This is a genomic window from Patescibacteria group bacterium (assembly GCA_028707495.1).
In the GTDB taxonomy this organism is placed as follows: domain Bacteria; phylum Patescibacteriota; class Patescibacteriia; order UBA2591; family JAQWAS01; genus JAQWAS01.
Genome location: JAQWAS010000009.1, coordinates 1 through 23,369, shown reverse-complemented (window position 1 = coordinate 23,369; position 23,369 = coordinate 1). Strand labels below are relative to the sequence as shown.

Below are 23,369 nucleotides of genomic sequence, written 5' to 3'. Positions count from 1 at the left end.
GATTAGGTTGTTAAATCATCGACCACGTAAAAGATTAAATTTTAAAACACCTTATGAAATATTTTATCAAAAGAAGTGAAATCAAAAGTGAAATTAAAAATGTTTCACTTTGGAATAGAATTCAGGACTGTTGATAACTTTAAACTTTTATAAAACCTAATTTAAAATTAGATTTATATTAAGATAAATCTTAAATAAAAAAAGAAATTACAAAATTTCTTTTTTAAATTAATTTAATTTTATTCTACGATTTCATCAGCTATTAATTCATTATTTTCTAAATTACCCTCGCCCCCGTCGCCCTCCGTTATTTCCTCTTCAAGCTGTTTACCAACCAAACATACTTCTGGCCAAGCCTTATAATGACTCGACCAGGTTTCTTCTTTAACTTCGCCATTAAAATAAATAATTACTCGTTTAAATTCGGCATCGGCGCCATTATGCGCTCGTTCTATACATCTTTGTTCATCTGGCGGTAAATCTTCTGTTTCAATAATTTTAGTTGGTCCGGGTGAAGTAATATTAAAAATTCGAGGCTCACCGACTTCAACTTTTCGGCCATCATTAGTCCCCCAAAATTCAAAAGTTAATTTAGTGCCTTCGACCCGCGTTAACCATAAAATATTATTACCAGTATCATTGATAAATTTTAAATCTGGGCTAGGGTTATAAATTGTTGCATCCGTGCCAGCCGGTTCATAATAGCTCACGCGATAAGAATGCGGTTGACGTTCTGTGACTGGCAAACCAGTATTCAAAGCTACTCGAAAGGCAGTTGTACCAATTTGACATAAACCACCGCCATATTCTGGAATTGTCCGATCACCGCGAATAACTAATTCCGGTAGATAACCACTTTCCGCATTAATTTCACCCAAAGCTTGAATCAAAGAAAATTCTTCATCAGGTTTAATTAATAAACCATTTAAACTTTGAGCGCCGGTTTGAATATTATGAATTCTATTTTGTGGACTGCCACTAAAATCAGATTCTCCCCGACCGATTAATTCTTGAATGCCGACATTATTAACATCACTTACCGCAATTTTCGGTTGCGTTTCAACTACAATTAATTCAATTGAATTTTTATTTTGATATAAAAATTGTTCTAAAATTTTAGCATAACTAGCCGAGACATCTAACCCTCGACCAGCTAGACTAGCCTGAAATTCTAACACACGTTCATTTTCCATTACAAATTTAGCGTCATGCGGTTGAATATCAATTTCAACTGCAATTGTTTTTAAAAATTCTTCAACCTTATTTTTATCTAAAGTTAAAATTGTTTTTTGATAATTATCTAAATCAAATTTTAGCCAATCTTTAATTTCAACATCTGTGATTTTCCAATTTAAATTTTGATAAGTTAAAATTAGTGGAGCCTGTTCAACTATTTTAAGCGCTGTTGGTAATAATTTAATTGCCTCATTTTTTTTAACACGCGGATACTCAATTTTAGTGGTTAAATAAATAGTATCGCTTTTCAAAAGATTTAAATTATTTATCATTTGTTGCTGGGCTTTTTCATGGTCAAAATTATAACCAATCTGCTCTGTTTGAATTTGAAAATTACCCCGCGAATCAATTATCAATTGTGCATCTTGAGCTGGGCTAACTAAATTATTAAAGTTGGCTTCTAAAATTTGTTCGATATCAGTTGAATTAATTTGATAGACTAAATCCACTCGGCGCGGATGAAATAATAAAGATAAGCGTGTTTTTAAGCGTTGAAAAAAATTATCTTCATGTCCTAAATCATACAAATCATCTAAAGTTTGAGGTATATCAATTTGAATAATGGTTCGAGTTAAATCGGGATCGTCTAAGGAAACTAATTCTGATCTTAAGTTTAAAATTTTATCTTGGCCAACTACATCTTGAGCAGAAAAAACTATACCTGTTTGTCGTAAATCTTGATTAAATTTGATCAACATATCTTCAATTTCTGTTAAAGTCGCATTGTCTACCTTACTTGAACCAAATTTAACACCAGGCACAATTTTATTTTCAAAACTTAAATTATAAATAGTAACTGCGACAAGAATTAGCACTAATAACAAAAAAGGTAAAAGTTTAATAACTATTTTTTTGTTTAATTTTAAGTTTAGTTTATTTTTTTTATGCTCTAATTGTTTTTCTTTAGCCATAAACTATTTTTCAACTATATTAATTTGAGTTGATTTTTGACTATCAATTTTGGGTAAAATAATTGTCAGTAAACCGTTTTCTAAATTGGCTTTAATTTTATCAATCTTAACTTCTTGAGGCAACATAACGGAACGTGAAAATTTACCCCAATAACATTCTTCATAAAAATAATCTTGAGATTTAATTTTATCTTGACGCTTTCTTTCGCCACGAACGGTCAAAACTCCATTTTCTACTCCAATATCCAAATCTTCCGCCTTCACACCGCCAATGACCGATTGAACGATTAGATTATTTTTATCCTGATAAACATCCACTGCCAATTCGCCTTCTTCAACTCCTTGGCTTTGATTGGTTGATAAAAAATTATAAGTTTCCGTTTCAGTTGGTAATTTTAAATTTTTACCTTGAGCCTTAATTTGCAAACGACTAATTTCAGCTTCTAGCTCGTCGATGTCATTAATGTGGTCTTTTTTAGTCATATATTTTATTTTTATTTTAAATTAAATTTACAAATTATTATTTTATGATACCATAAACTTAGTTAAATAACAATTTTATGCCCCAATTAAATTTTTGGTTAAAATTAAAAAAACCCTTTTTCTGTCTGGCGCCCATGGCTGGTTTAAGTGATTCGCCTTTTCGTTTGCTGTGTAAAAAAATGGAGGCTGATGTGGTATATACTGAAATGGTCTCAGTGACAGGTTTATTTTATCAAAACCAAAAAACTCTTGATTTTTTAAAATTTAACAAAAAAGAAAAACCTGTTGTTTTACAACTTTTTGGTTCTAACCCCCAACACTTTGAAAAAGCCGCCCAATTGATTGAAAAAGCCGGATTCGATGGCGTTGATATTAATTTAGGTTGCCCGGCTAAAAAAATAGTTAATAATTATTCTGGCGTAGCTTTGATGGATAATTTAGATTTAGCTTATGAAATTATTAAAATAACCTGCCAAGCTACTCGCTTACCTGTTTCAATTAAAATCCGTAACCAGAAAAATGACACCACTGCTCTAGATTTAATTCAAAAAATTAAAAATTTGCCGGTTCAGGCCATTATGCTTCATGCCCGCAGTTTCAAACAAGGCTTTGCTGGCCCACCCGATTGGTCATATTTTAAAAAAATTCGTTCAATTTATAATGGAATTTTAATTGCCAATGGTGGAATCGAAACACCAGAAATCGCTAAAAAAATCTTAATCACCACTCAAGCCGATGGCTTGGGTTTGGCACGAGGCACTTGGGGACGACCTTGGCTTTTTAAACAAATCAAAGATTATCTCGACACCAATAATTATAATCAACCAAACTGGTCAGAAATTAAAAAAATAATTTTAATCCACGCTCAATTATTTTTAAAAACTAATTCTAACCTAATTCCCCTGCGCCAACATTTATTATATTATATTAAAAATCAACCTCACGCCAAACAACTGCGCCAAAAATTAATCGAAGTTGAAACTTTAAAACAACTTGAAGAAATTTTAAATAAAAAATAAAAAATGCCTTTCGGCGCTTTTATTTATAAAACGTTAATTGTTGTGAGTTGTCAGTTATAAGCTATTTTGGTACCAACTAGGGGAATCCCAGCCAGAGGCTGGTCAACCTATGGTTGAGAACCCCCTGCTACAAACTTATAACTGAAAAACATGAAAAAATTTAACTTATTAAAATGGTACCGCCTAGGGGAATCCCAGCCAGAGGCTGGTCAACCTATGGTTGAGAACCCTCTGCTACAAACTTATAACTGAAAAACATGAAAAAATTTAACTTATTAAAATGGTACCGCCTAGGGGAATCCCAGCCAGAGGCTGGTCAACCTATGGTTGAGAACCCTCTGCTACAAACTTATAACTGAAAAACATGAAAAAATTTAACTTATTAAAATGGTACCGCCTAGGGGAATCCCAGCCAGAGGCTGGTCAACCTATGGTTGAGAACCCCACTGCTATAAACCCACAACTGAAAAACCTAGAAAAATTTAACTTATTAAAATGGTACCGCCTAGGGGAATCGAACCCCTGCTGCCAGGATGAAAACCTGGAGTCCTAACCACTAGACGAAGGCGGCATGATATTTAATCTTATAAACAGTTCCTTCTTTTTGAAACTGTTCTTTTTTAACTCTATTTCTCTTTTACGAGCTAAAACTTTATCCAAATAAGCTTCATAATAGATAAGCTTAACTGGCAATTTATTTTTTAATGATCTAGTCTTGCCCCGATTGTGTTCTTTAATTCTTTCTTTCAAATCACTAGTAAAACCAATATAAATTGTATTATCTTTTTGACTTGAAACTAAGTATGTATAATGCATAAGCTTTACGCTAGGATGCCAGCCAGAGGCTGGTCAACCTTTGGTTGAAAAACCTGGAGTCCTAACCACTAGACGAAGGCGGCATGATATTTATTTATTGTATTGTAAAAAAAAGAAAAAGTCAAGACTAAAAAGTTACCTCTTGACATAAAAATAAATTTATGATAAGATATATATAGACACATTGTGTCTTATAAATAAAAAAGTTCCTTTAAAAATCAAATTAAAATTGGAGGTTTAAAATGAAAATAAAGACTATTCTCGCCATTATAGTCCCTCTCTTTGCGCTAGCTATTTCGGCTCAAGCTCAAATAGTTAGAATCGGTTGTTTGGGCTATATACCTGGTTATGCAGACACTAATCTGTCAACAATGAGTATGACCCAAGAAGATACTATTCTCTTGATGGCACAATTTCCGTATGGCAGAAACACTGGCGGATTAAAAATCGTGGGTATTTCTAACTTCAATGAACCTAATGTTTTGGCATTCTGCCCACTTAGTGATTCTTTGATTGTCAATACTTACGAAGAAGGAATTCGAAAGTGGGATGTAAAAATGCAAGCAAATTATGCTTACGTTGGTGCATCTGATAGTGGATTAATTATTATTGATCTTTCTATTCCAACCAGTCCTTATGTGGTGGGTAAATTAGTCGGATCAATTATTAATCGCGTTACTCTCGACTATCCTTACATTTATGCAGGCACTCCGCACGGATTGGACATTATAGACGTGTCCATCCCAACTTCTCCCCGATTGATAAGCCATCTAACGCCGTTTGGTAGAGCTCCGGAACCATTAAAACCGTATGTATATGATTATACTACGGGCATAGAAAAAATTGCTGACCAGAAACTTCTGGTTACAAGCTGTATGTATGCTTATCTGGTAGACATTAGCGATGTTATGTCTCCAGAAATTACTATGTGCAAAGGCTTCAGCAATATGGGATACACAGGATTTAGTTCTAGTATTCACCGTCTCAATAGTACTAAATTTGTCGTCAATTTCAGTTCTGGACTGGGAATAATAGAATTGGCTACAGAGGACAGTTTCTTCCTGTATTGGGAATATGCTTCTTTCTTTTCTGGACAAGCCGCTACACACTACCACGATAGCATACTAGTTATTCTTGATGGCACCACTGGTAATATCGGCGGATTATTTATTCCGCGTGATAGTGCGGAATATTACGATTATGCCTGGCACTATCTGCTTGATGACTACAATCCTCGAGAAGTTATTCCACTAGAAATTAACTTTGGACTATTTAACGTCCAAAAGCACAACGAAACAGATTCTATCTTTTTCGTCTCAGCTGGTAAGGGTGGCGGATTGATAATGTTTATTTCATCTAATCCAGACACCACGGCTATTTCCGACCAGCAAGAAAAACCTCCTCAGGACAAAATCCAAATTTTTCCCAACCCAACAGACCAATTTTTTACACTAATCTGTCCATCGAATAGATTGGTTAGAATCTTTGATCTTTCGGGAAAACTGGTAAAAATTTTTACAAGCCCAACCCCAAACTATCAAATCAATGTTTCAGATCTTAACTCTGGCATTTACTTGGTAGAAATAATTACTGACAACCAAAAGTTTATTAAAAAACTGACAATTGTCAGATAAAAAACTTCGCCTCCAAAGGGCGAAGTCTTTTTTATATTTTGTTAAGGTTTTAATTATGGACAATGAATAGCTGTTGATAAGGAAGTGGCTTCGGCCGTATTTCCATAAGAACCACGATTTATTTTACAACCATTAGGATTGGGTTCATTTTTATACTCATCTAACGAATTTCCCGAATCAATTGATGGTGAGGTTGATAATAAATGAAAATCGAATGGTGCCGTTCCGGTCCCCAATAATCGATAATTAGGATTATTTAGAAGGTCTCCAAGTCCGGCAACAAAGGCACCAGCATAACAACTAACTCCACTACAATTATATAAAGTATTATAGCTATTATTAATAACGCCCGTTAAGGTAGAAACTGAGCCATTAGAATTCAAGGCTTGTTTACTATTAAAAAAATTATTATTTTTAATCTCTAATAAACTTTTAAGTGTATCTACTAGTACAAAACTATTTGGTCCATTAACTCCAAGTAAACTACACTTAGTTAAACTTGAAGCTAAATACTCATCATTCATAGCAACATCATTGTTATTAAATTTATTAATAAAAGCAACTCCAGCTGATTCATGACTACCATCCATTCCCATGCCAGCATATTGACAGGTATAATTTATTGGGTATTGTACGTTGATTCTAGATTCTATTCTGTTGTTATGAGTGTTTATATTACTATAATGATCAACGTCTTGATAAATTCTCTGCCAAACATTATTACTCACCCAGATACCTTGATAAAATATTCCCCCAATGTGATTATGGCTAATTTCCGAATCCCTAGTTCCTCTAGCCCAAATAGCTTTTTTAAAACAACTTTGAAAATCATTATTATTAATTTTAATATTTTTACCATTACTGACTATCAACCCGTTTACATTGCCATCCGAACTTAGAAAAGAATCCTTTAAAGAGCAAACCTTTCCATAATCGTCTGACCTTACAATATTATTACTAAATTCTATGTTTTTTAATTTAGTATTTCCAGCAACAGACAACTCATAACTTTTGAGATAAACTATGGCCGTACCATCACTACTCCCTCCAGCCACAAGACCGGCACTTAAATCACTCACATTATCCTCAAAAGTTAAATTACGTACAATCAAATTTGAGGAATCTTCAACCTTCAATCCTTTAATTTTAATTTCTTTAGTAATTGCCGGATCTTTTTCAATAATATTGGGACAATAATCTGGCGCATTCCAATCGCTAATATTAACTCGAGTCAAAATACTAGACACAACTCTAATATCCAAAGGGGCACCATAAGTAGCAATAGCTGATTCAATGGTCGGTGTGGTGCTAGAAGGAACTTTAACAATTTTTCTGATAGTTCCGCATTCTAAAGATGGTGGTTTATAAATCGAATCACCAGAAACAACACTTCCTGAACTAGAACTTGGTCTAGTGCGAGAAGTATTAATATATTTACTCATACTAATACTACCAGCTAACAAAAACATCGATCCAGAAAATAATAGCGTTAGAACAATTAACCCTACACTAACTTTAACCAAAAAACTGGTTTTAGTCTTTGTTGTAGTAAATTGCTCCTTGGGTTTGTCGTGTCCATTTTTTTCAAACATAATTTTGAAAATTAATTTTTTAATTATTTATAATATCTATATATATTTTATCACTCACCTTATACACAGTCAAATGAAAACATTTTATCTTGATTTAAGCCAATTTTTAAGCTATAATAGATTTATGAAAATTCTAGCTATTGAGACATCTTGTGATGAAACATCGGCATCTGTTGTTGAAATAAAAAAAAATAAAAAACAGCCTATTTTTTTTATTTTATCTAATATTGTTTCATCCCAAATTAAAATTCACCAACCCTATGGTGGAGTAGTACCTGAATTAGCTGCCCGCCAACATTTAAAAAACATTTTACCAATTATTGATCAAAGTTTGGCTCAAGCTAAAGTTAAACCATCTCAAATTGATTTTATAAGTGTGGTTGATCGGCCAGGTTTAATTTCATCCCTACTGATTGGACTCCAAACTGCTCAAACTCTAGCTTATGTTTGGCAAAAACCTTTAATTAAAGTTGATCATGTTCAAGCTCATCTTTATGCCAATTGGCTGTCAAGTCAAAAAATAAACTTTCCAGCCTTGGGTTTAATTGTATCGGGTGGTCACACTCAATTAATTTTAATAACCAATAACTTTAATTTTAAAATTATTGGTCAAACCTTAGATGATGCGGCTGGCGAAGCTTTTGACAAAATTGCTAAAATGCTAAATCTTGGCTATCCTGGCGGACCAGTTATTCAAAAAATAAGTCAAAAGGGCAACCCAAATAAATTTAATTTTCCACGGGCTTTAATGACAACTAAAAATTTTGATTTCAGCTTTTCAGGACTAAAAACGTCTGTTTTATATAAAATTAAAGATTTAAAGCAACAAAAATATAATCTTAAAAAAATTACACCGGATTTAGCAGCTAGCGCCCAACAAGCCATCGTTGATGTTTTAACCTATAAAACAATTAAAGCTGCCCAAGAGTATCAAATTAAAACCATGATGTTAGCCGGCGGAGTCGCCGCTAATAAATACCTTCGCCAACAGCTTGGAAAAAAAATTGAAAATATTTTACCTCAAGTTAAATTTTTAGCTCCTGATATTCAACTTTGCACTGATAATGCGGCAATGGTCGCGGTCGCCGGATATTTTAAATTTTTGAAAAATAAATAATCTATGTTTATCAGTTATAATTTAAAAGAAACGCAAGCTCTAGTTAATAAATTAATTAACCAGCTAAAAAATCAAAATGTCATAGCTCTGTCTGGTGATTTAGGCTCGGGCAAAACAACTTTTACTCAATTTATAGCTAAAACTTTGGGGGTTCGTCAACCAGTCACCAGTCCCACTTTTGTTTTAATGAATATTTATTCAGTCAAAAAACATCCTTTTATAAAAAAATTAATTCACGTTGATACTTATCGTTTAAATAGTGCTCAGGAATTAATTGATATTGGTTTATTAGATTATTTAAATGACCCCACTTGTTTATGTGTTATTGAATGGCCAGAAAAAATAAAAAAGTTTTTGCCAAAAAATACAATAAATGTTAAATTAAAACTAGGTTTAAACGAAAAAACTCGTATTATAACTTTTAATAAAATATAATTTATGGTTCAAGGAACAGAAATAAACATGGAAAAGGCCTATCAGCCTCGAGAAGTGGAAGAAAAAATTTATCAACTTTGGGAAAAATCTAAAGCCTTTACACCTAAAATTGATCCCAAAATAAAACCCTTTACCATTGTGATTCCACCACCTAATATTACCGGATCGTTACACATGGGCCATGCCTTAAATAACACCATTCAGGATATTATTATTCGTTATTACCGCATGCAAGGTCAATCTACACTTTGGCTACCAGGAACTGACCACGCTGGTATTGCTACTCAAAATGTGGTGGAAAAAAAATTAAGAAAAGAAGGCAAAACTCGTCATGATCTGGGTCGAGAAAATTTTATCGAACAAGTCTGGCAATGGAAAAAGGAATATGGCGACTTAATTTTAAAACAACTCCGCAAATTGGGTGCTTCTTGCGATTGGTCGCGGACTCGTTTTACCTTAGATGAACAATATTCTAAAGCAGTTAAAAAAGCTTTTGTTAATTATTATAATAAAGGCTATATTTATAAAGGTCCTCGCGTGGTTAATTGGTGTCCACGCTGTAATACAGCTATCTCTGATATTGAAATTAAGTATCAACCACAAACCACTAAACTCTATACTTTTAAATATGAAAAAAAATTCCCAATTACTATTGCCACTACTCGACCAGAAACTAAATTAGGTGATACAGCCATTGCGGTCAACCCTCAAGATATACGTTATAAAAAATATATTGGTCAAGAATTTCCAGTTAATTTTTTAGGATTAAGTTTAAAAATTAAAGTTATTGCCGACAGAAAGGTTGATCCCGAATTTGGCACTGGTGCACTAGGCGTAACACCTGCCCATAGTTTAATCGATTTTGAAATGGCGCAAAAAAACGATTTAGATATTAAGAATGTTATCGATGAAAATGGCCGAATGAATAATAACGCTGGTGTTTATGCCGGCTTGAAAGTTGAAGAGGCTCGCCAACAAATTGTAGCCGAATTGGAAAAACAAAATTTATTAGAAAAAACAGAAAATTATGAGCACTCTTTATCTTTGTGCGATCGTTGTAATACGCCCATTGAACCTTTAATTTCCAACCAATGGTTTGTGAAGATGGACCAACTTGCTCAACCAGCTATTAAAGTTGTTAAAGAAGACAAAATTAAATTTTATCCCAAACGTTATAAAAAAATTTATTTAGATTGGATGGAAAATTTAAGAGACTGGTGTATCTCGCGCCAATTATGGTGGGGCCACCAACTGCCAGTTTATTATTGTCAAAATTGTGATGCTCAACATTTACACCCAATTATAGCTGATGAATCGCCAACTGAATGTCCCGAATGTCATGCTAAAAATATTGTTCAAGATCCAGACGTTTTAGATACTTGGTTTTCTTCGGCTTTATGGCCTTTCGCAACCTTGGGTTGGCCAGAACAAACTGAAGATTTGAAATATTTTTATCCAACTAATTTTTTATGTACCGCACCGGAAATTCTTTACCTTTGGGTGGCACGGATGATTTTTTCTAGTTTGGAATTTACGAATCAAATTCCCTTTTCTGAAATTTATTTACACAGCACCATTTTAACTAAAGATGGCCAACGCATGAGCAAATCCAAACCCGAAACTATTGTTGATCCTCTAGAAATGATTGAAACTTATGGCGCCGACGCTACGCGCTTTGGTATTGTTTATCAAACTACTCGCGATTTACAAGCTATTCGTTTTTCTAAAGACGACCTTTTAGCTGGTCAACGTTTTATCAATAAACTTTGGAATATGGGACGTTTTATAAAAATGCTCCAAGCCGAAAAGAAACAAATTGATAAATCAATAAAAATAAAAAGTTTAGCCGACAAATGGATAGTAAACCAATTAAATAAAACTATTCAACAAGTTGATAAATTAATTAATGAATATGAATTTGGCAAAGCTACGCATATTCTTTATGATTTTAGTTGGTATCAATTAGCCGATTGGTATATTGAAATTGCCAAAACCGAAAAAAATCTTTCTTTACTTGAAAATATTTATTTAACTTTATTAAAATTATTACACCCTTTTATTCCCTTTGCGACTGAAGAAATTTATAGCCAATTTAATAAACAAAAAAATCAACTTTTAATGATTAGCGATTGGCCTAATTTTAATAAAAAACTAATTGATAAAAAAAATGAACAAAATTTTGAATTTATTAAAAATTTAATCATTAAAATACGTAATATTAAAAAAGAAAATAAGATGAATACTGGAGAAATAATCACTGCTTATGTTTTAAAAACCGAATCAAATTATTTTGATTTAATAAAAAAACAAAAAAAGATTATTGAGTGTTTAAGCCGTGTAAAAATAAAATTTGTAGATAAAAAATTAAAAGAGGGTGTTAAAATAATAATTAACAAAATAACAATTAATATTAAATAATTAAATATAAATTTATGTCTTTTTCAGAAACATTAGATAAAAGAATAGATATACAAGAAGATTATGTTGGTAATGAGGGTTTTGACAAAATGATTAAATATTTTCGCCAACAACGTCCAAAGCCATATGAATTTAATGATATTTTTTCGGATGAAGAAATTAAAAAAGATATGGACGATCTTTTTCATGCCGAACAATCATTTAATGAAGATTTTTTAGGAAAAAAAGCTAAAGCTCTTGAATATATTGTTATGGCAGGAATTAAATATGGTTGGCTTAACGATGACGAATACAAAACTGATGTTATTCCTTCGTCACGATATGATGATGCAATTAATCATACTGATTGTGTAATAAATTTTTTAAATCCAGAGACCAACGAAGAAACTTTTTTGGGAATTGATGTAACTATTTCTCAACGTATTAATGAAATTGATAATAAAATTAGATATATTGCTGACAATTTAAAAAACAAAAAAACTAATAAAATTAAATATTATAAATCGCCAAAAACAAATACAAAAGGTGAAATAACATTACCTCGAGTTATTATTGCCATATCTCCCGAAAAAATAGATCATTTAATTGAAATTATAGGTGATAAAAAAACAGAAGAAATAAAAAATGATATTGTCCAATATGAATTTATTCAAGAAATAGAAAATCAACTTTTAGTTTATTTAAAATTTATTATAAGCAAATTTTTAGATATTACTGATAAAGAAAATGATCTTTTAATTAAATATTATAATTTAGAATCTATAAAAAATGCTATTAAAGTTCATCAAGAAGAAATTGATCAAGATGCTCAACTTAAAGATTTAATATCATTATATCTTACTCCTCTCACAATAATTTCAGCTATTAAAAATAAAAAAAGGAAAGAATTCAAAAAAAATGAACCTTCCCTTTCTATCCTATCCGATCTACAAATAGAACATTTAGATCGAAAATTAGCACGGCTAACCGCCTGATAAAATATTGTTTAAGGCATCGTCTAAGGATTGAATAAATATTCTTTCTGATTGATTTTCTTCCCAAACATTTACAAGAGTAAACGATGATGATGGTCCGTTTTTTGGTGACATCAACCCATTGATAGTAGCTAAATTTTCTTCAGCTTCTATACATGCTTGTCTTATATTTGGAGCGTCAATAGATATTTCCACAGTCATCTCTTCTCCGTTAACAATCCCTTTATAAGAAGCTATATATTTTTTCATTATTATTCCTTTCTATAAAAGAAAAAATATCTTTGTTTTCTGTTTTTTTTAGAAATTTTCTTTGATGGTGATTTTGGACCACGCAAACATTTACAACTTTTAACGATTAATCTTTGATTATCGCAACCAGCAATTTCTTTAACTATTCTACATTTAGCTATTGAAATCGCTGTTTCACGATTAACCGCTCGATAAATAATTAAATAATATCTTGTATAAGTTTGTTTGTCCTCTAAACAAATATCATAATCTGGCATTTTTGCCTCCTAATTTTCGTTTTTATTTCAAAGAGCATTTATATCTAATCATATCTAATATTTTTTGTCAATCCTATGTATAATTTTCTTCAAAAACAAGACCCTAAAATTTATCAAATCATCCAGCATGAACTTGAACGTCAACGTTCTGGTTTGGAAATGATTGCTTCAGAAAATTTTACTTCCTTAGCTGTCATGCAAACCATGAGTTCGGTTTTAACTAATAAATACGCTGAGGGTTATCCGGGAAAACGTTATTATGGCGGCAATGAATTTATTGACCAAGCCGAACAATTAGCTATCGATCGTGCTAAAGAATTATTTAAAGCTGAACATGCCAACGTCCAACCGCATTCCGGTTCTCAAGCCAATATGGCCGCTTATTTAGCTTTACTAAATCCAGGTGATAAAATTTTAGCTATGGACTTGTCAGCTGGTGGTCACTTAACTCATGGCGCTAAGTTTAATTTTTCAGGTAAATTTTACCAAACGATTTTTTATGGCGTTGACCCTCAAACTGAAATGATCGATATGAATCAAGTTGAAAAAATAGCTTTAAAAGAAAAACCGCGTTTAATTATTGCTGGCGCTTCAGCTTATCCACGCATAATTGATTTTAAAACTTTCTCTAAAATTGCTCAAAAAATTAATGCTTATTTTATGGTTGATATGGCTCATATTGCTGGACTGGTAGCAACCGGTCTTCATCCAGACCCAATTCCTTATGCTGATATAGTAACAACTACTACTCATAAAACTTTACGCGGTCCTCGTGGAGCCTTAATTTTATCTAAAAACAATGATCGTTTAAAAGATATTTATTATACTGATTCTAAACGTAATTTAGCCCAACGTGTTGATTCGGGAGTTTTTCCAGGATCACAAGGCGGTCCATTAGAACACATCATTGCTGCGAAAGCAGTGGCTTTTGGCGAAGCATTAAAACCTGAGTTTAAAAAATATCAAAAACAAGTAGTGACTAATGCCAAGATTTTAGCTGAAACTTTACAAGCCGGTGGCCTGCGCATCGTTTCTGGTGGCACTGACAATCATTTAATGTTGGTGGATTTAACACCCGTTAAATTAGGCGGTCAACAAGTTGAAGAAGAATTGGAAAAAGTTGGGATTTATATAAATAAAAACATGATTCCTTTTGATCAAAACCCACCAACCAACCCTTCGGGTATTCGTATTGGGACACCAGCTTTAACCACCCGTGGATTTAAGGAAAATGACATCCAACAAGTTGGTGAATTGATTTTAAAAGTTGTTAAAAATATAGACAATCAAACTATTAAAGACGAAGTCAAAAAACAAGTTCAAGAATTGGTCCAACGATTTCCATTGTACGAGGATATAAAAATGTAAATATATTAAAAATAAATTTTAAAAGCTCCACGTTCTGGAGCTTTTTTGATTGCCTTTTTTTTCAAAGTGTCGTAAAATATAAATATGTCCACTCAACTCAAAAATTTATTGCAAGAATTTCTTGAATACCAAGAAATTGAAAAAGGTAACAGTTTAAAAACCGTACGTAATTATAAAGCTTATTTGCGCAGATTTTTGAAATGGGCTAAAGTAAATCAACCGCAAGAAATTACTGCCAATTTAGTTAAACAATATCGCCTATGGCTGAACAGACAAAATAATCAACGAGGAGAAAATTTAAAAAAAAATACTCAAAATTATCATTTAATTGCCTTACGTTCTTTTTTAAAATATTTAGCTAAAAATAATGTTGAATGTTTAAATCCTGATCAAATTGAATTAGCTAAAACCCCACAACGTAAAGTGGAGTTTTTAGAAGGGTCTGATTTGGAAAATTTACTTAGCGCCCCCTTAAAAATAAAAATCTCTGAAAACGACAAAACAATTCAAAATGATCAACTTATTCAACTTCGCGATAAAGCTATTCTAGAACTTTTATTTTCAACTGGCTTACGTGTTTCCGAATTAAGTTATTTAAAAAAAGAAGATATTAATTTGAAAAAAGAAGAATTTACAGTTGTCGGCAAGGGCAATAAACTCCGGGTAGTCTTTTTGTCTAACCAAGCTAAATATTATTTAAAATTATATTTAGAAAAAAGGGGCGACGTTGAACCATGGTTATTTATTCGACATGACAAAGCTGGTAAAAATGAATCTAAAAATCTAACTCCACGTTCAATCCAACGTTTAGTTAAAAAATATGCCAAAATTGCGGGTTTAACTAAAAAAATTACTACTCACACTTTACGCCATTCTTTTGCTACTGATTTGTTAATTAATGGTGCTGATATTCGCTCAGTTCAATCCCTACTTGGTCACGCCAGTATTACCACGACTCAAATTTATACGCATATTACTGATCAACAATTACGTGAGGTTTATAAGGCTTTTCATAATAAACAAAAAAAAATTAAATAAAAATTATTATTACTTAATTTTTTATCTATTATATTATGCAGGTTACTAATCTAATAAAAGCTTTTGATAAATTACAAAGCATATACGGAGATAAAAATTTAGATGCAGTTTATGGTGCGGGGGAAATTGATAATCCTAAATTATGTCTAGTCTTTATGAATCCCACGGGAAGAAATGTCTCATCAAATAAGAATTGGAAAGGATTAAAAGCTCCATGGATAGGTACTAAAAATGTTTGGAAAATATTTTATCAACTTGGTTTATTTGATGAGGATTTCTTTGATGAGATTAATTCAAAAAAACCGAACGATTGGGATTATCAATTTTCAGAAAAAGTTTACAAAAAAGTAAAAGAGAACTCAATATATATAACAAATTTATCAAAAGCTACTCAGATTGATGCGAGGCCTCTCAAAAATGATGTTTTTAAAAAATATTTGGCTTTTTTTAATAATGAAATTAGTTGTGTAAATCCAAAAGTTATAATAACTTTCGGTAATCAAGTAAGTTCGATTTTGTTGGATAAAAATATCAAAGTTTCTGAATATAGAAAGAAATACGAATTAATTGATGTAAATGGAATTAAAATAAAAGTGTTCCCAGTATATTATCCAGTTGGTCAAGGAATGAGAAATATTAAAAAAGCCAAAGAAGATATTGATTGGATAATAAAGAAAATATAATTTATATTTTTAAAAAATTAAAGCTACTATTTAAAAAATATTTAAGCCCTTGTAGTTCAACGGATAGAACGAATCCCTCCTAAGGATTAAATGCAGGTTCAATTCCTGCCAAGGGTACCAGGGCCTATGGTCTAGTGGTACGACGCCACATTCGTCCCGATTTATTAAATTTTAAAATGTTTTCTACTTATATTTTAAAATCTCAAAAAAATAATTCTTATTATATTGGCTGTTGTAAAAATACTGCGATAAGATTAAAACAACATAACAAGGGTTTGGTTAAATCAACAAAACGCTATAAACCATGGATCATTCTCTATTATGAAAATTTTGACGATCTTAAAGACGCTCGAAAAAGGGAAAAACAAATAAAATCCTGGAAAAAAAGAAGTGCTATTGAAAAATTGATAAAACATTTTAAAATTTAATATAAATCGAGGATCCTCGATAGCTCTGGTGGGCCTGGGCCTATAGTCTAGTGGTATGACACCACATTCGCATTGTGGAAGCGGCAGTTCGATTCTGCCTAGGTCCACCAGAGCTATCGGGACATTGTGGAAACGGCAGTTCGATTCTGCCTAGGTCCACCAAAATTAATCTAAAATGGAATTAACTCAAAAAAAAATTGAACAAAAATTAATTCAGCTAGAAAAAGCTGAAGAGCTAAAATTTGTATCAAGTTTAAAAAAAGAATTTCCTAAAAGCGAGATTTTTTTAGTTGGTGGTATTGTGCGTGATCAACTTTTAAATCGCTCATCTAAAGATTATGATCTAATCGTTCGACAAATTAAAATTAAAAATTTAATTCAATATTTGGCGACCCAAGGTAAAACTAATTTAGTTGGTAGTCGTTTTGGTGTAATTAAATTTAAACCTCAAAACTCTAAAATAAATCACACCATTGATATTGCTCTGCCACGCACCGATTATGTTAATCTTAACTCTATGGGCGGACGCAAAGATTTTAATATTCAGACAGATCCCAACTTACCCATTGAAAAAGATTTATCGCGACGTGATTTTACTATTAATGCTATGGCTTGGGATTTAATTCAACATAAACTAGTTGATCCTTTCAACGGCTTAAAAGATATTAAAAATAAACTTCTACGCGCGGTTGGTCAACCAACCAAAAGATTTCAAGAAGACTATTCGCGTATGTTACGAGCTTTGCGTTTTAGTTGTCAATTAAATTTCGAAATTGAAGATAAAACCTGGCAGGCAATTAAAAATTTAATATCGCATTTAAGTGATCAACGAGTTATTAAAAACAAAAAAGAACAAGTCGTACCCAATGAAGTTATTAGTCAGGAATTAATTAAATCATTCGTAGCTCATCCGACTAAAGCTCTAAAACTTTGGGACCAAAGTGGCGCTTTAAAAGAAGTGCTACCTGAATTGTTGGAGCTTAAAAATTGTCAGCAACCAGCCGAATTCCATTCCGAAGGTGATGTTTGGCAACACACCTTTTTAGCTTTAAAAAAATTAAATTCTCCAGAGTTCAAAAAAGAATTTAACAACCAACCACCCTCAGCTGAATTAGTCATGGCCGTTTTATTACACGATATTGCTAAGCCCCAAACCCAAAAAACTCCCGACAAGGATGGTGTAAATCGAATTCGTTTTGATCAACACGCCGAACAAGGAGCCGATCTAGCTAAAAAAATTGCCCAACATTTACGCTTAAATAGTACACCTAATTTTGAAATTAATTATGATCGTTTAGCTTGGTTGATAAAACACCATCTTTTAGCTTTAACTTCTGATCTTGAAAAAATACGTAATTCGACAATTGCTAAATATTTTTTTAATTCTAGATATAATGGGCAAGATTTATTAAAATTGATGTTCGTTGATGCTTTGGCATCTTTACCTCAAAATAAAAAAGTTGATTTAACTAATTATTATCAATTAAAAGCTCGCGTTGAAGAATATAAAAATTGGCAAGATAAAAATAAACACTTAGCTTTAAAACCAATTTTAAATGGCCATCAAATCAAAAAATTATTTAATTTAGATACTCAAAAAGATGGACCTAAGATCGGTTACTTAAATTCAATGCTGTGCCAAGCCCAACAAAATAAAAAAGTTAAAAACGAACAACAAGCTCAAAAATTTTTACAAGATTTATATTTGAAAATTAAATCATCTAAATAATTTAATTTATTTTAAATATGCTAAACCACAGCATTGACTCTTAATTTTAAACAATATATTGTTAAAAATTTAATTTTTATTTTAATAAAAATCAATGTATTTCAAAAAAAATAGGGGGGGGATAAAATCCCACCCCTTTGTCCTAGTTTGGCCTTTCGCCTGATTCTAGTAAGGTTTGGCACTCCACACAAAGATAAGGCGTGTAACCGTCTTTTCCTATCTGCGTAGAGGCTATTCTCTCTGCACTAATCGGTCTTCCACAAATCACACAGATACCATCAGCCTCACCTGTTGGATATATACCAAACTCTCCTAACAGGTTCAACTCTTTTTCCAACGCAGTTTTCTTGTGCGGAGGAACAACCGGATAGAACACCTTTTCTATATTGCGATCTGCCGCTTCAACCATGGCCTCAACATCATATGCCATCTTTTTCCTCCAATAGTTCTGAGGTTGAATATTCAACCCTCCTTGTTATTATCACCTACGCGACCCCTCGTGTAGTTTTTGTGAGTAATTAACAAGAATTACTACGGAGAAATAAATTCTACGAATCCCATATTGAGCCTTTCTGGGATTAAAGGTTGATGTTATTGGTTTACAAAGAACATTTAATTGGTAGTTTTAAACACATAGTCTCTCCTTTCATCTTTGCTGGGGTTAAAACTAAAAAAATAAACAAAATGGTCCTGTGTGAGGGCTCAACGCTACAAAACAAAACATCCGACTACGGATATTAACGAAAATAGCGTGATTCCGGTCGGAAAACTTGTAACGAACTCAACACAGGACACTCAAAATTTTATATTTATAGTATAAAGTATTTTTAAATTCATGTCAAGAGCTATTCTAAATGAATAACTTTTTCTAAATTTTCTATTTTACTTTTTAACTCTGGATGGTAATTTAAATTTGGATCATCTTTTAATAAATCTTGGGCGACTTGTTTAGTCTGTTGAATAATTTGCACATCACTTAATCTTGCAATTTTTAAAGAATTTAAATACCCCGATTGTTGAGTGCCATAGATTTCACCCGGACCACGAAACTCCAAATCTTTTTCAGCCAATTCAAAACCATTTTTAGCTTCAACTAAAGCTTTTAAACGCTGGCGAACCTTAGTATTATCACTTTCAGTAAAAATAAAACAATAAGATTGAAAATCTGCTCGACCAACTCTGCCACGCAATTGATATAATTGCGCCAAACCAAAACGTTCAGCATCTTCAATCATCATTAAAGATGCGTTGGGAATATCCACTCCTACCTCCACCACCGTTGTACTAACTAAAATTTTAATTTTATTTTCTAAAAATTGTTGAACAACCCTTTCCTTGTCAGCGGGTTTTAATTTACCATGAAGTAAACCGACTGCAATATCAGGAAAAATTTCTTGATTTAACTTTTGATATTCACTGGTAGCAGATTTAACGCCTAGTTTATCCGATGGGTCAATCAATGGACAAATTACAAAAATTTGTCGGCCATTGGCAATCTGACTACGTAAAAATTGATAAGCCTTCATTCGATCTTTGGGCATAACAATTCGCGTAATAACCTCTTTACGACCTGCCGGCATTTGATTAATAATTGATAAATCTAAGTCATCATATAAAGTTAAAGCCAAAGATCTGGGAATGGGCGTAGCGGTCATACTTAAAAAATGTGGCATAACTTTTTGCTTTAAATCAGACTGAATTAATTTAGCCCGTTGTTCTACTCCAAAACGATGTTGTTCATCTATAATTACCAAAGCTAATTTAGCAAACTCTATTTTAGACTTAAGCGTGTTAGAAATTAAAGTATGTGTCCCAATAACTAAATCCACCTGGTCTGCTTTGATTTTTTTTATTATTTGATTACGAGTAATTTCTGATTTAAAATTAACTTGATGCTGGGTGTGGGTTAATAAAGCTATTTTAAAATTGTATAAATTTAATAGCTGGCTAATAGTTTTAAAATGTTGCTGAGCTAAAATTTCAGTTGGTGCCATTAACGCGACTTGATGTTGATTTAAAATTACGTTTAAAATTGCCATAACAGCTACCACGGTTTTACCCGAACCAACATCACCTTCCAATAAACGATTCATGGGATAATTTTTTTCTAAATCTTGAATAATTTCCCAAGCAGATTTTTTTTGTGCTGGAGTTAATTTAAATGGTAACTGAGCAACAAATTTTTGAACAGCAGATTGATCAAATTTAATTTTATAAGCTGGTTGGCAATGTAATTTTTTCTTATTAAATAAATTTTCTAATTGTAATAAAAATAATTCATTAAATTTTAATCTTTGACGAGCTTTAATTAAACTGCTTTTATCGCTCGGAAAATGAATTTGTTCTAAAGCTAGATTTAAATCAATTAAATTATGCTGATTTTTAATCGACTCTGGCAACCAATCTGAAATTTTTTTTATTTGCGGAAAAGTTAACTTAATTAAAAAACGAATTTGTTTTTGAGTTAATTTGCTAGTAGTTGGATAAATCGGCACCAACCCCGCAGTGTGAATTTGCTTACTTTGAGTATAAATTTTTTCATAGGATGGGTTGATTAATTGAATGCCCTGCCAATCTTCATCTAAACGCCCCGATAAATAAACTTCGGAACCGATACTTAAATTTTTAGCTAAAAAGGGTTGATTAAACCAAACCGCCTTCAATGTACCGGTTTCATCTTTAATCAGCGCTTCAGTAATATACATGTGTTTAACTGGGCTACGTTTGTTATGGATTAATTCAATTTGTCCCTTAATGGTTGCCGTCTCGCCAATTTGAAGTTGATTAATTTTTTTTATCTGACTAAAATCATCATAACGAAATGGATAATAAAAAATAAGGTCTGAAACTTTATTCACACCCAACTTTTTGAATCGGCTGGTGGTAACTTTACCAATCCGATGCAAATCTTTAATTAATGTTTCTAACCCCACCATACTCTTTTGTCCTAATAAAGATACCACGATTACTATCTATTATTAGTTGTAAGTTATTCGTTGTAAGTTATTTTGGTACCCCCGGTAGGAATCGAACCTACATTACAAGCTCCGCAAGCTCGCGTTCTATCCATTGAACTACGAGGGCTAAAGTTTAAAAAATCTAGTCCAAAAATCAATTGCTGGCTCTTCTTCCTTGGTTAAATCTTCTTGAAGATATTCTAATAAAACCTTTCTAACCATCAACGGATTATTATCTAATAAAGGAATTTTTAAATCTTGACGCAGAGAAGCTTTAAAACTAATATATAAACTTTTAATATCTGGTGGTTCGTAAATAATATAAAAGTTGTCTATTTCGCGCCAATTATGAAAATCATCGCCAATTTGTAAACCATCCTCTGTGACTTGAAAATCTATTTCACCATCATTTCTGCGTCTAGCTACAAAAAAAATGAATAGAACTAAAACGATAATTAAAGCCAACAAAAAATTCTGGACAATTAAACAATAAATCAACAAGCCCAAAGTTAGTATCCCCATGCCCCCATACCAGAATAAACCTCTTTGATATTGAGGAAACTCCGAAAACTGCCAACTAGCAAAAATTTTACCATGTTCACCCTCTGGTAAACCGGGTTGTGTTGTTTCAATCTTTACCACCTCTTGGGGTTTTAAATCTATCGCCTCAATAATTTCATCTTTTTGTTTTTCTGCTGGTTTGTCTATCTTTTTAATAACAGGTTTTTTAGTTTTATCAGACGAAACCCTGTTAATTTTAAGTGTATTAGATTTTTCTTTTTTAATTACCATTTTTTTAAAAACTTTATATATCTATTGTAATCTAAACTTAAACAATTGACAAGACTCAAACAAAATAATATAATTAAAAAACTTAAAAATAAAAAAATGGAGAGGTGCCTGAGTGGTTGAAAGGGGCACCCTGCTAAGGTGTTGTACGGGAAACCGTACCGAGGGTTCGAATCCCTCCCTCTCCGCCAATTTAAATTATTTGTTGTAAATTATTATTTATTTCGGAGAGGTGCCTGAGCGGTTGAAAGGGACAGTCTTGAAAACTGTTGAGCCTTCACGGGTTCCCAGGGTTCGAATCCCTGCCTCTCCGCCAATTTTCACTTTTTGTGAAATCGTAAGAAATTGCCTCGGCGCAAAGCGCCTCGGCATGGTATTTTTCCGCAATTTTGAAGGCATTTTTGAAATCCAAAACCAAAGTGCGGTCGGCAATGCGGAAGTTCGAACCAATCTTTTTGAGAAAATCCCGAATCCTTTCGGGATTTTCTTGTTGAGCGTATTTTTCGGCTTGGTTGGCGTCTTTTAGAAAGGCAATGGCAAGTTCGAACCGATTATTGCTCTTTCGCCCAAAAGCGGATATTTTTTCTTCTAAATCCTTTTTAGCGAGAATGAGCTTGTACTTTTTGGCGGTATATTCCGTTGGCGATAAATTGCCGTCCAGTTGTAAATCAAGCAAGCGATCAAGTTTTGTTTCTATCTCTACAAGCTCATTTCTCGCTTTTTGGGCGAAAGAGCTTTCCGCTTGGGCAATTTCCATTTTTTCATTTTCAAAATAATTTATTGAAGCATTTGCCCAAGCGGAAGACAAAGAAACTTTTTTGATTTCTTCTTTTATTTGAGAAGTGATAATTTCTTCACGAACATATTTTTGCAAACAAGGATTTTTCCGTTTAGTGCATCGCAAGTAGTTGTGTCCTTTTTGCGTTTCGGTGGTGATAAAACAACCGCACTCACCGCAACGGAAAAATCCTCTATACACATAAGGTTTCAATTTTGGCGTTTTCGGTTTGCTTTTATTCGCCATCACTTCTTGGCATAAATCAAAAAGTTTCTTTGTGATAATCGGTTCATGCTTTCCGTCATACATTTCGCCGTTGTATTCAATTACGCCGTAGTAAATCGGATTTTTGAGCATATACTGATAGTTTGAGACGGAAAGCATTTTGCCTTTCTTGCCAACCAAGCCCAAGGAATTGATAATCTTTCGGATTTGAGCGAGGGGATATTCGCCAGTTG

At 32.5% G+C, this 23,369-nt stretch carries 21 protein-coding genes and 6 tRNA genes; 15 read left to right on the top strand and 12 right to left on the bottom strand.

From position 1 onward, the window contains the following. Positions 1–239: 239 nt before the first annotated feature. Both PHS07_03755 and PHS07_03750 read right to left on the bottom strand, forming a co-directional pair. Positions 240–2,147 (bottom strand): VanW family protein, encoded by a 1,908-nt coding sequence (locus PHS07_03755; protein ID MDD4607408.1) that lies wholly within the window; start codon positions 2,145–2,147, stop codon positions 240–242. A gap of 3 nt (positions 2,148–2,150) precedes the next feature. Next, positions 2,151–2,630, bottom strand: a complete 480-nt coding sequence (locus PHS07_03750; protein ID MDD4607407.1) for an Hsp20/alpha crystallin family protein — start codon at positions 2,628–2,630, stop codon at positions 2,151–2,153. A 77-nt stretch (positions 2,631–2,707) separates the two neighbouring features. On the opposite strand from PHS07_03750, the gene PHS07_03745 reads away from it, so the two are divergent. After that, positions 2,708–3,649 carry a tRNA-dihydrouridine synthase gene (locus tag PHS07_03745; GenBank protein ID MDD4607406.1) on the top strand — a complete coding sequence of 314 codons (942 nt, stop codon included), beginning with the start codon at positions 2,708–2,710 and terminating at the stop codon, positions 3,647–3,649. A 496-nt stretch (positions 3,650–4,145) separates the two neighbouring features. On the opposite strand, the gene PHS07_03740 is transcribed toward PHS07_03745, so the two are convergent. After that, a tRNA-Glu gene (locus tag PHS07_03740) sits at positions 4,146–4,220 on the bottom strand. Continuing rightward, a complete protein-coding gene (locus PHS07_03735; GenBank protein ID MDD4607405.1) occupies positions 4,199–4,465 on the bottom strand; it encodes a GIY-YIG nuclease family protein in 267 nt (88 codons plus the stop codon). The genes PHS07_03740 and PHS07_03735 overlap by 22 nt, the downstream gene beginning before the upstream one ends. Before the next feature lie 242 nt (positions 4,466–4,707). Here PHS07_03735 and PHS07_03730 point away from each other — a divergent pair, with 242 nt between their 5' ends. After that, entirely contained in the window at positions 4,708–6,099 is a 1,392-nt protein-coding gene (locus PHS07_03730; GenBank protein MDD4607404.1) for a T9SS type A sorting domain-containing protein, read from the top strand. A 53-nt stretch (positions 6,100–6,152) separates the two neighbouring features. Here PHS07_03730 and PHS07_03725 read toward each other — a convergent pair whose 3' ends face one another. After that, on the bottom strand, positions 6,153–7,691 hold the full coding sequence (locus PHS07_03725; GenBank protein ID MDD4607403.1) for a hypothetical protein: 1,539 nt from the start codon (positions 7,689–7,691) through the stop codon (positions 6,153–6,155). A 124-nt stretch (positions 7,692–7,815) separates the two neighbouring features. Here PHS07_03725 and tsaD point away from each other — a divergent pair, with 124 nt between their 5' ends. The 4 genes from tsaD to PHS07_03705 are packed head-to-tail and all read left to right on the top strand — an operon-like array spanning position 7,816 to position 12,635. Further along, a complete protein-coding gene (gene tsaD / locus PHS07_03720; GenBank protein ID MDD4607402.1) occupies positions 7,816–8,808 on the top strand; it encodes a tRNA (adenosine(37)-N6)-threonylcarbamoyltransferase complex transferase subunit TsaD in 993 nt (330 codons plus the stop codon). 3 nt (positions 8,809–8,811) lie between these two features. After that, complete coding sequence (gene tsaE, locus PHS07_03715) at positions 8,812–9,243, top strand: tRNA (adenosine(37)-N6)-threonylcarbamoyltransferase complex ATPase subunit type 1 TsaE (protein MDD4607401.1); 432 nt, start codon at positions 8,812–8,814, stop codon at positions 9,241–9,243. Between the two features lie 3 nt (positions 9,244–9,246). Next, complete coding sequence (locus PHS07_03710; protein MDD4607400.1) at positions 9,247–11,661, top strand: valine--tRNA ligase; 2,415 nt, start codon at positions 9,247–9,249, stop codon at positions 11,659–11,661. 14 nt (positions 11,662–11,675) lie between these two features. Then, on the top strand, positions 11,676–12,635 hold the full coding sequence (locus PHS07_03705) for a hypothetical protein (GenBank protein ID MDD4607399.1): 960 nt from the start codon (positions 11,676–11,678) through the stop codon (positions 12,633–12,635). Here PHS07_03705 and PHS07_03700 read toward each other — a convergent pair. Together PHS07_03700 and PHS07_03695 are read right to left on the bottom strand one after the other, a co-directional pair. Continuing rightward, complete coding sequence (locus tag PHS07_03700) at positions 12,624–12,884, bottom strand: hypothetical protein (protein MDD4607398.1); 261 nt, start codon at positions 12,882–12,884, stop codon at positions 12,624–12,626. The two genes, PHS07_03705 and PHS07_03700, sit on opposite strands and share 12 nt — an antisense overlap. A 2-nt stretch (positions 12,885–12,886) precedes the next feature. Further along, a complete protein-coding gene (locus PHS07_03695) occupies positions 12,887–13,141 on the bottom strand; it encodes a hypothetical protein (GenBank protein ID MDD4607397.1) in 255 nt (84 codons plus the stop codon). A gap of 75 nt (positions 13,142–13,216) precedes the next feature. On the opposite strand from PHS07_03695, the gene PHS07_03690 reads away from it, so the two are divergent. The 7 genes from PHS07_03690 (at position 13,217) to PHS07_03660 (ending at position 18,387) form a co-directional block, all read left to right on the top strand. Further along, the gene (locus PHS07_03690; GenBank protein MDD4607396.1) at positions 13,217–14,509 is read left to right on the top strand and encodes a serine hydroxymethyltransferase; all 1,293 of its coding nucleotides are present in this window, start codon (positions 13,217–13,219) and stop codon (positions 14,507–14,509) included. An 84-nt stretch (positions 14,510–14,593) separates the two neighbouring features. Beyond that, positions 14,594–15,547 (top strand): tyrosine-type recombinase/integrase, encoded by a 954-nt coding sequence (locus PHS07_03685; protein ID MDD4607395.1) that lies wholly within the window; start codon positions 14,594–14,596, stop codon positions 15,545–15,547. 35 nt (positions 15,548–15,582) lie between these two features. Further along, positions 15,583–16,230, top strand: coding sequence for a uracil-DNA glycosylase family protein (locus PHS07_03680; protein ID MDD4607394.1), 648 nt, complete (start codon positions 15,583–15,585; stop codon positions 16,228–16,230). Between the two features lie 45 nt (positions 16,231–16,275). Then, positions 16,276–16,350, top strand: a tRNA-Arg gene (locus PHS07_03675). Between the two features lie 56 nt (positions 16,351–16,406). Then, complete coding sequence (locus tag PHS07_03670) at positions 16,407–16,658, top strand: GIY-YIG nuclease family protein (GenBank protein MDD4607393.1); 252 nt, start codon at positions 16,407–16,409, stop codon at positions 16,656–16,658. 36 nt (positions 16,659–16,694) lie between these two features. After that, a tRNA-Ala gene (locus PHS07_03665) sits at positions 16,695–16,768 on the top strand. Positions 16,769–16,833: 65 nt separating this feature from the next. Further along, on the top strand, positions 16,834–18,387 hold the full coding sequence (locus PHS07_03660) for an HD domain-containing protein (protein ID MDD4607392.1): 1,554 nt from the start codon (positions 16,834–16,836) through the stop codon (positions 18,385–18,387). 142 nt (positions 18,388–18,529) lie between these two features. Here PHS07_03660 and PHS07_03655 read toward each other — a convergent pair whose 3' ends face one another. The 4 genes from PHS07_03655 to PHS07_03640 form a co-directional block, all read right to left on the bottom strand. Further along, positions 18,530–18,853 (bottom strand): hypothetical protein, encoded by a 324-nt coding sequence (locus PHS07_03655; protein ID MDD4607391.1) that lies wholly within the window; start codon positions 18,851–18,853, stop codon positions 18,530–18,532. A 379-nt stretch (positions 18,854–19,232) separates the two neighbouring features. Continuing rightward, positions 19,233–21,323: an ATP-dependent DNA helicase RecG gene (gene recG / locus PHS07_03650; GenBank protein ID MDD4607390.1), complete on the bottom strand. Its 2,091-nt coding sequence runs from the start codon at positions 21,321–21,323 to the stop codon at positions 19,233–19,235. A 73-nt stretch (positions 21,324–21,396) separates the two neighbouring features. Then, positions 21,397–21,471 (bottom strand) — tRNA-Arg (locus PHS07_03645). Further along, positions 21,471–22,136, bottom strand: coding sequence for a hypothetical protein (locus tag PHS07_03640; protein MDD4607389.1), 666 nt, complete (start codon positions 22,134–22,136; stop codon positions 21,471–21,473). Before PHS07_03640 ends, PHS07_03645 begins: the two co-directional genes overlap by 1 nt. A gap of 98 nt (positions 22,137–22,234) precedes the next feature. Between PHS07_03640 and PHS07_03635 the strand changes: the two genes are divergently transcribed. Beyond that, a tRNA-Ser gene (locus tag PHS07_03635) sits at positions 22,235–22,324 on the top strand. A gap of 35 nt (positions 22,325–22,359) precedes the next feature. Beyond that, a tRNA-Ser gene (locus PHS07_03630) sits at positions 22,360–22,449 on the top strand. Here the strand turns inward: PHS07_03630 and PHS07_03625 are convergent. Beyond that, a partial coding sequence (locus PHS07_03625; GenBank protein ID MDD4607388.1) for a recombinase family protein occupies positions 22,411–23,369 on the bottom strand: 959 nt, incomplete at its 5' end. The genes PHS07_03630 and PHS07_03625 overlap by 39 nt on opposite strands.

Bases quoted from the DNA above. Each gene is read 5' to 3' on its own strand.
- PHS07_03735 (MDD4607405.1), bottom strand. From the start codon at position 4,465: ATGCATTATACATACTTAGTTTCAAGTCAAAAAGATAATACAATTTAT.
- tsaE (MDD4607401.1), top strand. From the start codon at position 8,812: ATGTTTATCAGTTATAATTTAAAAGAAACGCAAGCTCTAGTTAATAAA.
- PHS07_03745 (MDD4607406.1), top strand. From the start codon at position 2,708: ATGCCCCAATTAAATTTTTGGTTAAAATTAAAAAAACCCTTTTTCTGT.
- PHS07_03725 (MDD4607403.1), bottom strand. From the start codon at position 7,691: ATGTTTGAAAAAAATGGACACGACAAACCCAAGGAGCAATTTACTACA.
- PHS07_03685 (MDD4607395.1), top strand. From the start codon at position 14,594: ATGTCCACTCAACTCAAAAATTTATTGCAAGAATTTCTTGAATACCAA.
- PHS07_03670 (MDD4607393.1), top strand. From the start codon at position 16,407: ATGTTTTCTACTTATATTTTAAAATCTCAAAAAAATAATTCTTATTAT.
- PHS07_03690 (MDD4607396.1), top strand. From the start codon at position 13,217: ATGTATAATTTTCTTCAAAAACAAGACCCTAAAATTTATCAAATCATC.
- PHS07_03660 (MDD4607392.1), top strand. From the start codon at position 16,834: ATGGAATTAACTCAAAAAAAAATTGAACAAAAATTAATTCAGCTAGAA.
- PHS07_03640 (MDD4607389.1), bottom strand. From the start codon at position 22,136: ATGGTAATTAAAAAAGAAAAATCTAATACACTTAAAATTAACAGGGTT.
- PHS07_03700 (MDD4607398.1), bottom strand. From the start codon at position 12,884: ATGAAAAAATATATAGCTTCTTATAAAGGGATTGTTAACGGAGAAGAG.
- recG (MDD4607390.1), bottom strand. From the start codon at position 21,323: ATGGTGGGGTTAGAAACATTAATTAAAGATTTGCATCGGATTGGTAAA.
- PHS07_03710 (MDD4607400.1), top strand. From the start codon at position 9,247: ATGGTTCAAGGAACAGAAATAAACATGGAAAAGGCCTATCAGCCTCGA.
- PHS07_03730 (MDD4607404.1), top strand. From the start codon at position 4,708: ATGAAAATAAAGACTATTCTCGCCATTATAGTCCCTCTCTTTGCGCTA.
- PHS07_03755 (MDD4607408.1), bottom strand. From the start codon at position 2,147: ATGGCTAAAGAAAAACAATTAGAGCATAAAAAAAATAAACTAAACTTA.
- tsaD (MDD4607402.1), top strand. From the start codon at position 7,816: ATGAAAATTCTAGCTATTGAGACATCTTGTGATGAAACATCGGCATCT.
- PHS07_03750 (MDD4607407.1), bottom strand. From the start codon at position 2,630: ATGACTAAAAAAGACCACATTAATGACATCGACGAGCTAGAAGCTGAA.
- PHS07_03680 (MDD4607394.1), top strand. From the start codon at position 15,583: ATGCAGGTTACTAATCTAATAAAAGCTTTTGATAAATTACAAAGCATA.
- PHS07_03705 (MDD4607399.1), top strand. From the start codon at position 11,676: ATGTCTTTTTCAGAAACATTAGATAAAAGAATAGATATACAAGAAGAT.
- PHS07_03695 (MDD4607397.1), bottom strand. From the start codon at position 13,141: ATGCCAGATTATGATATTTGTTTAGAGGACAAACAAACTTATACAAGA.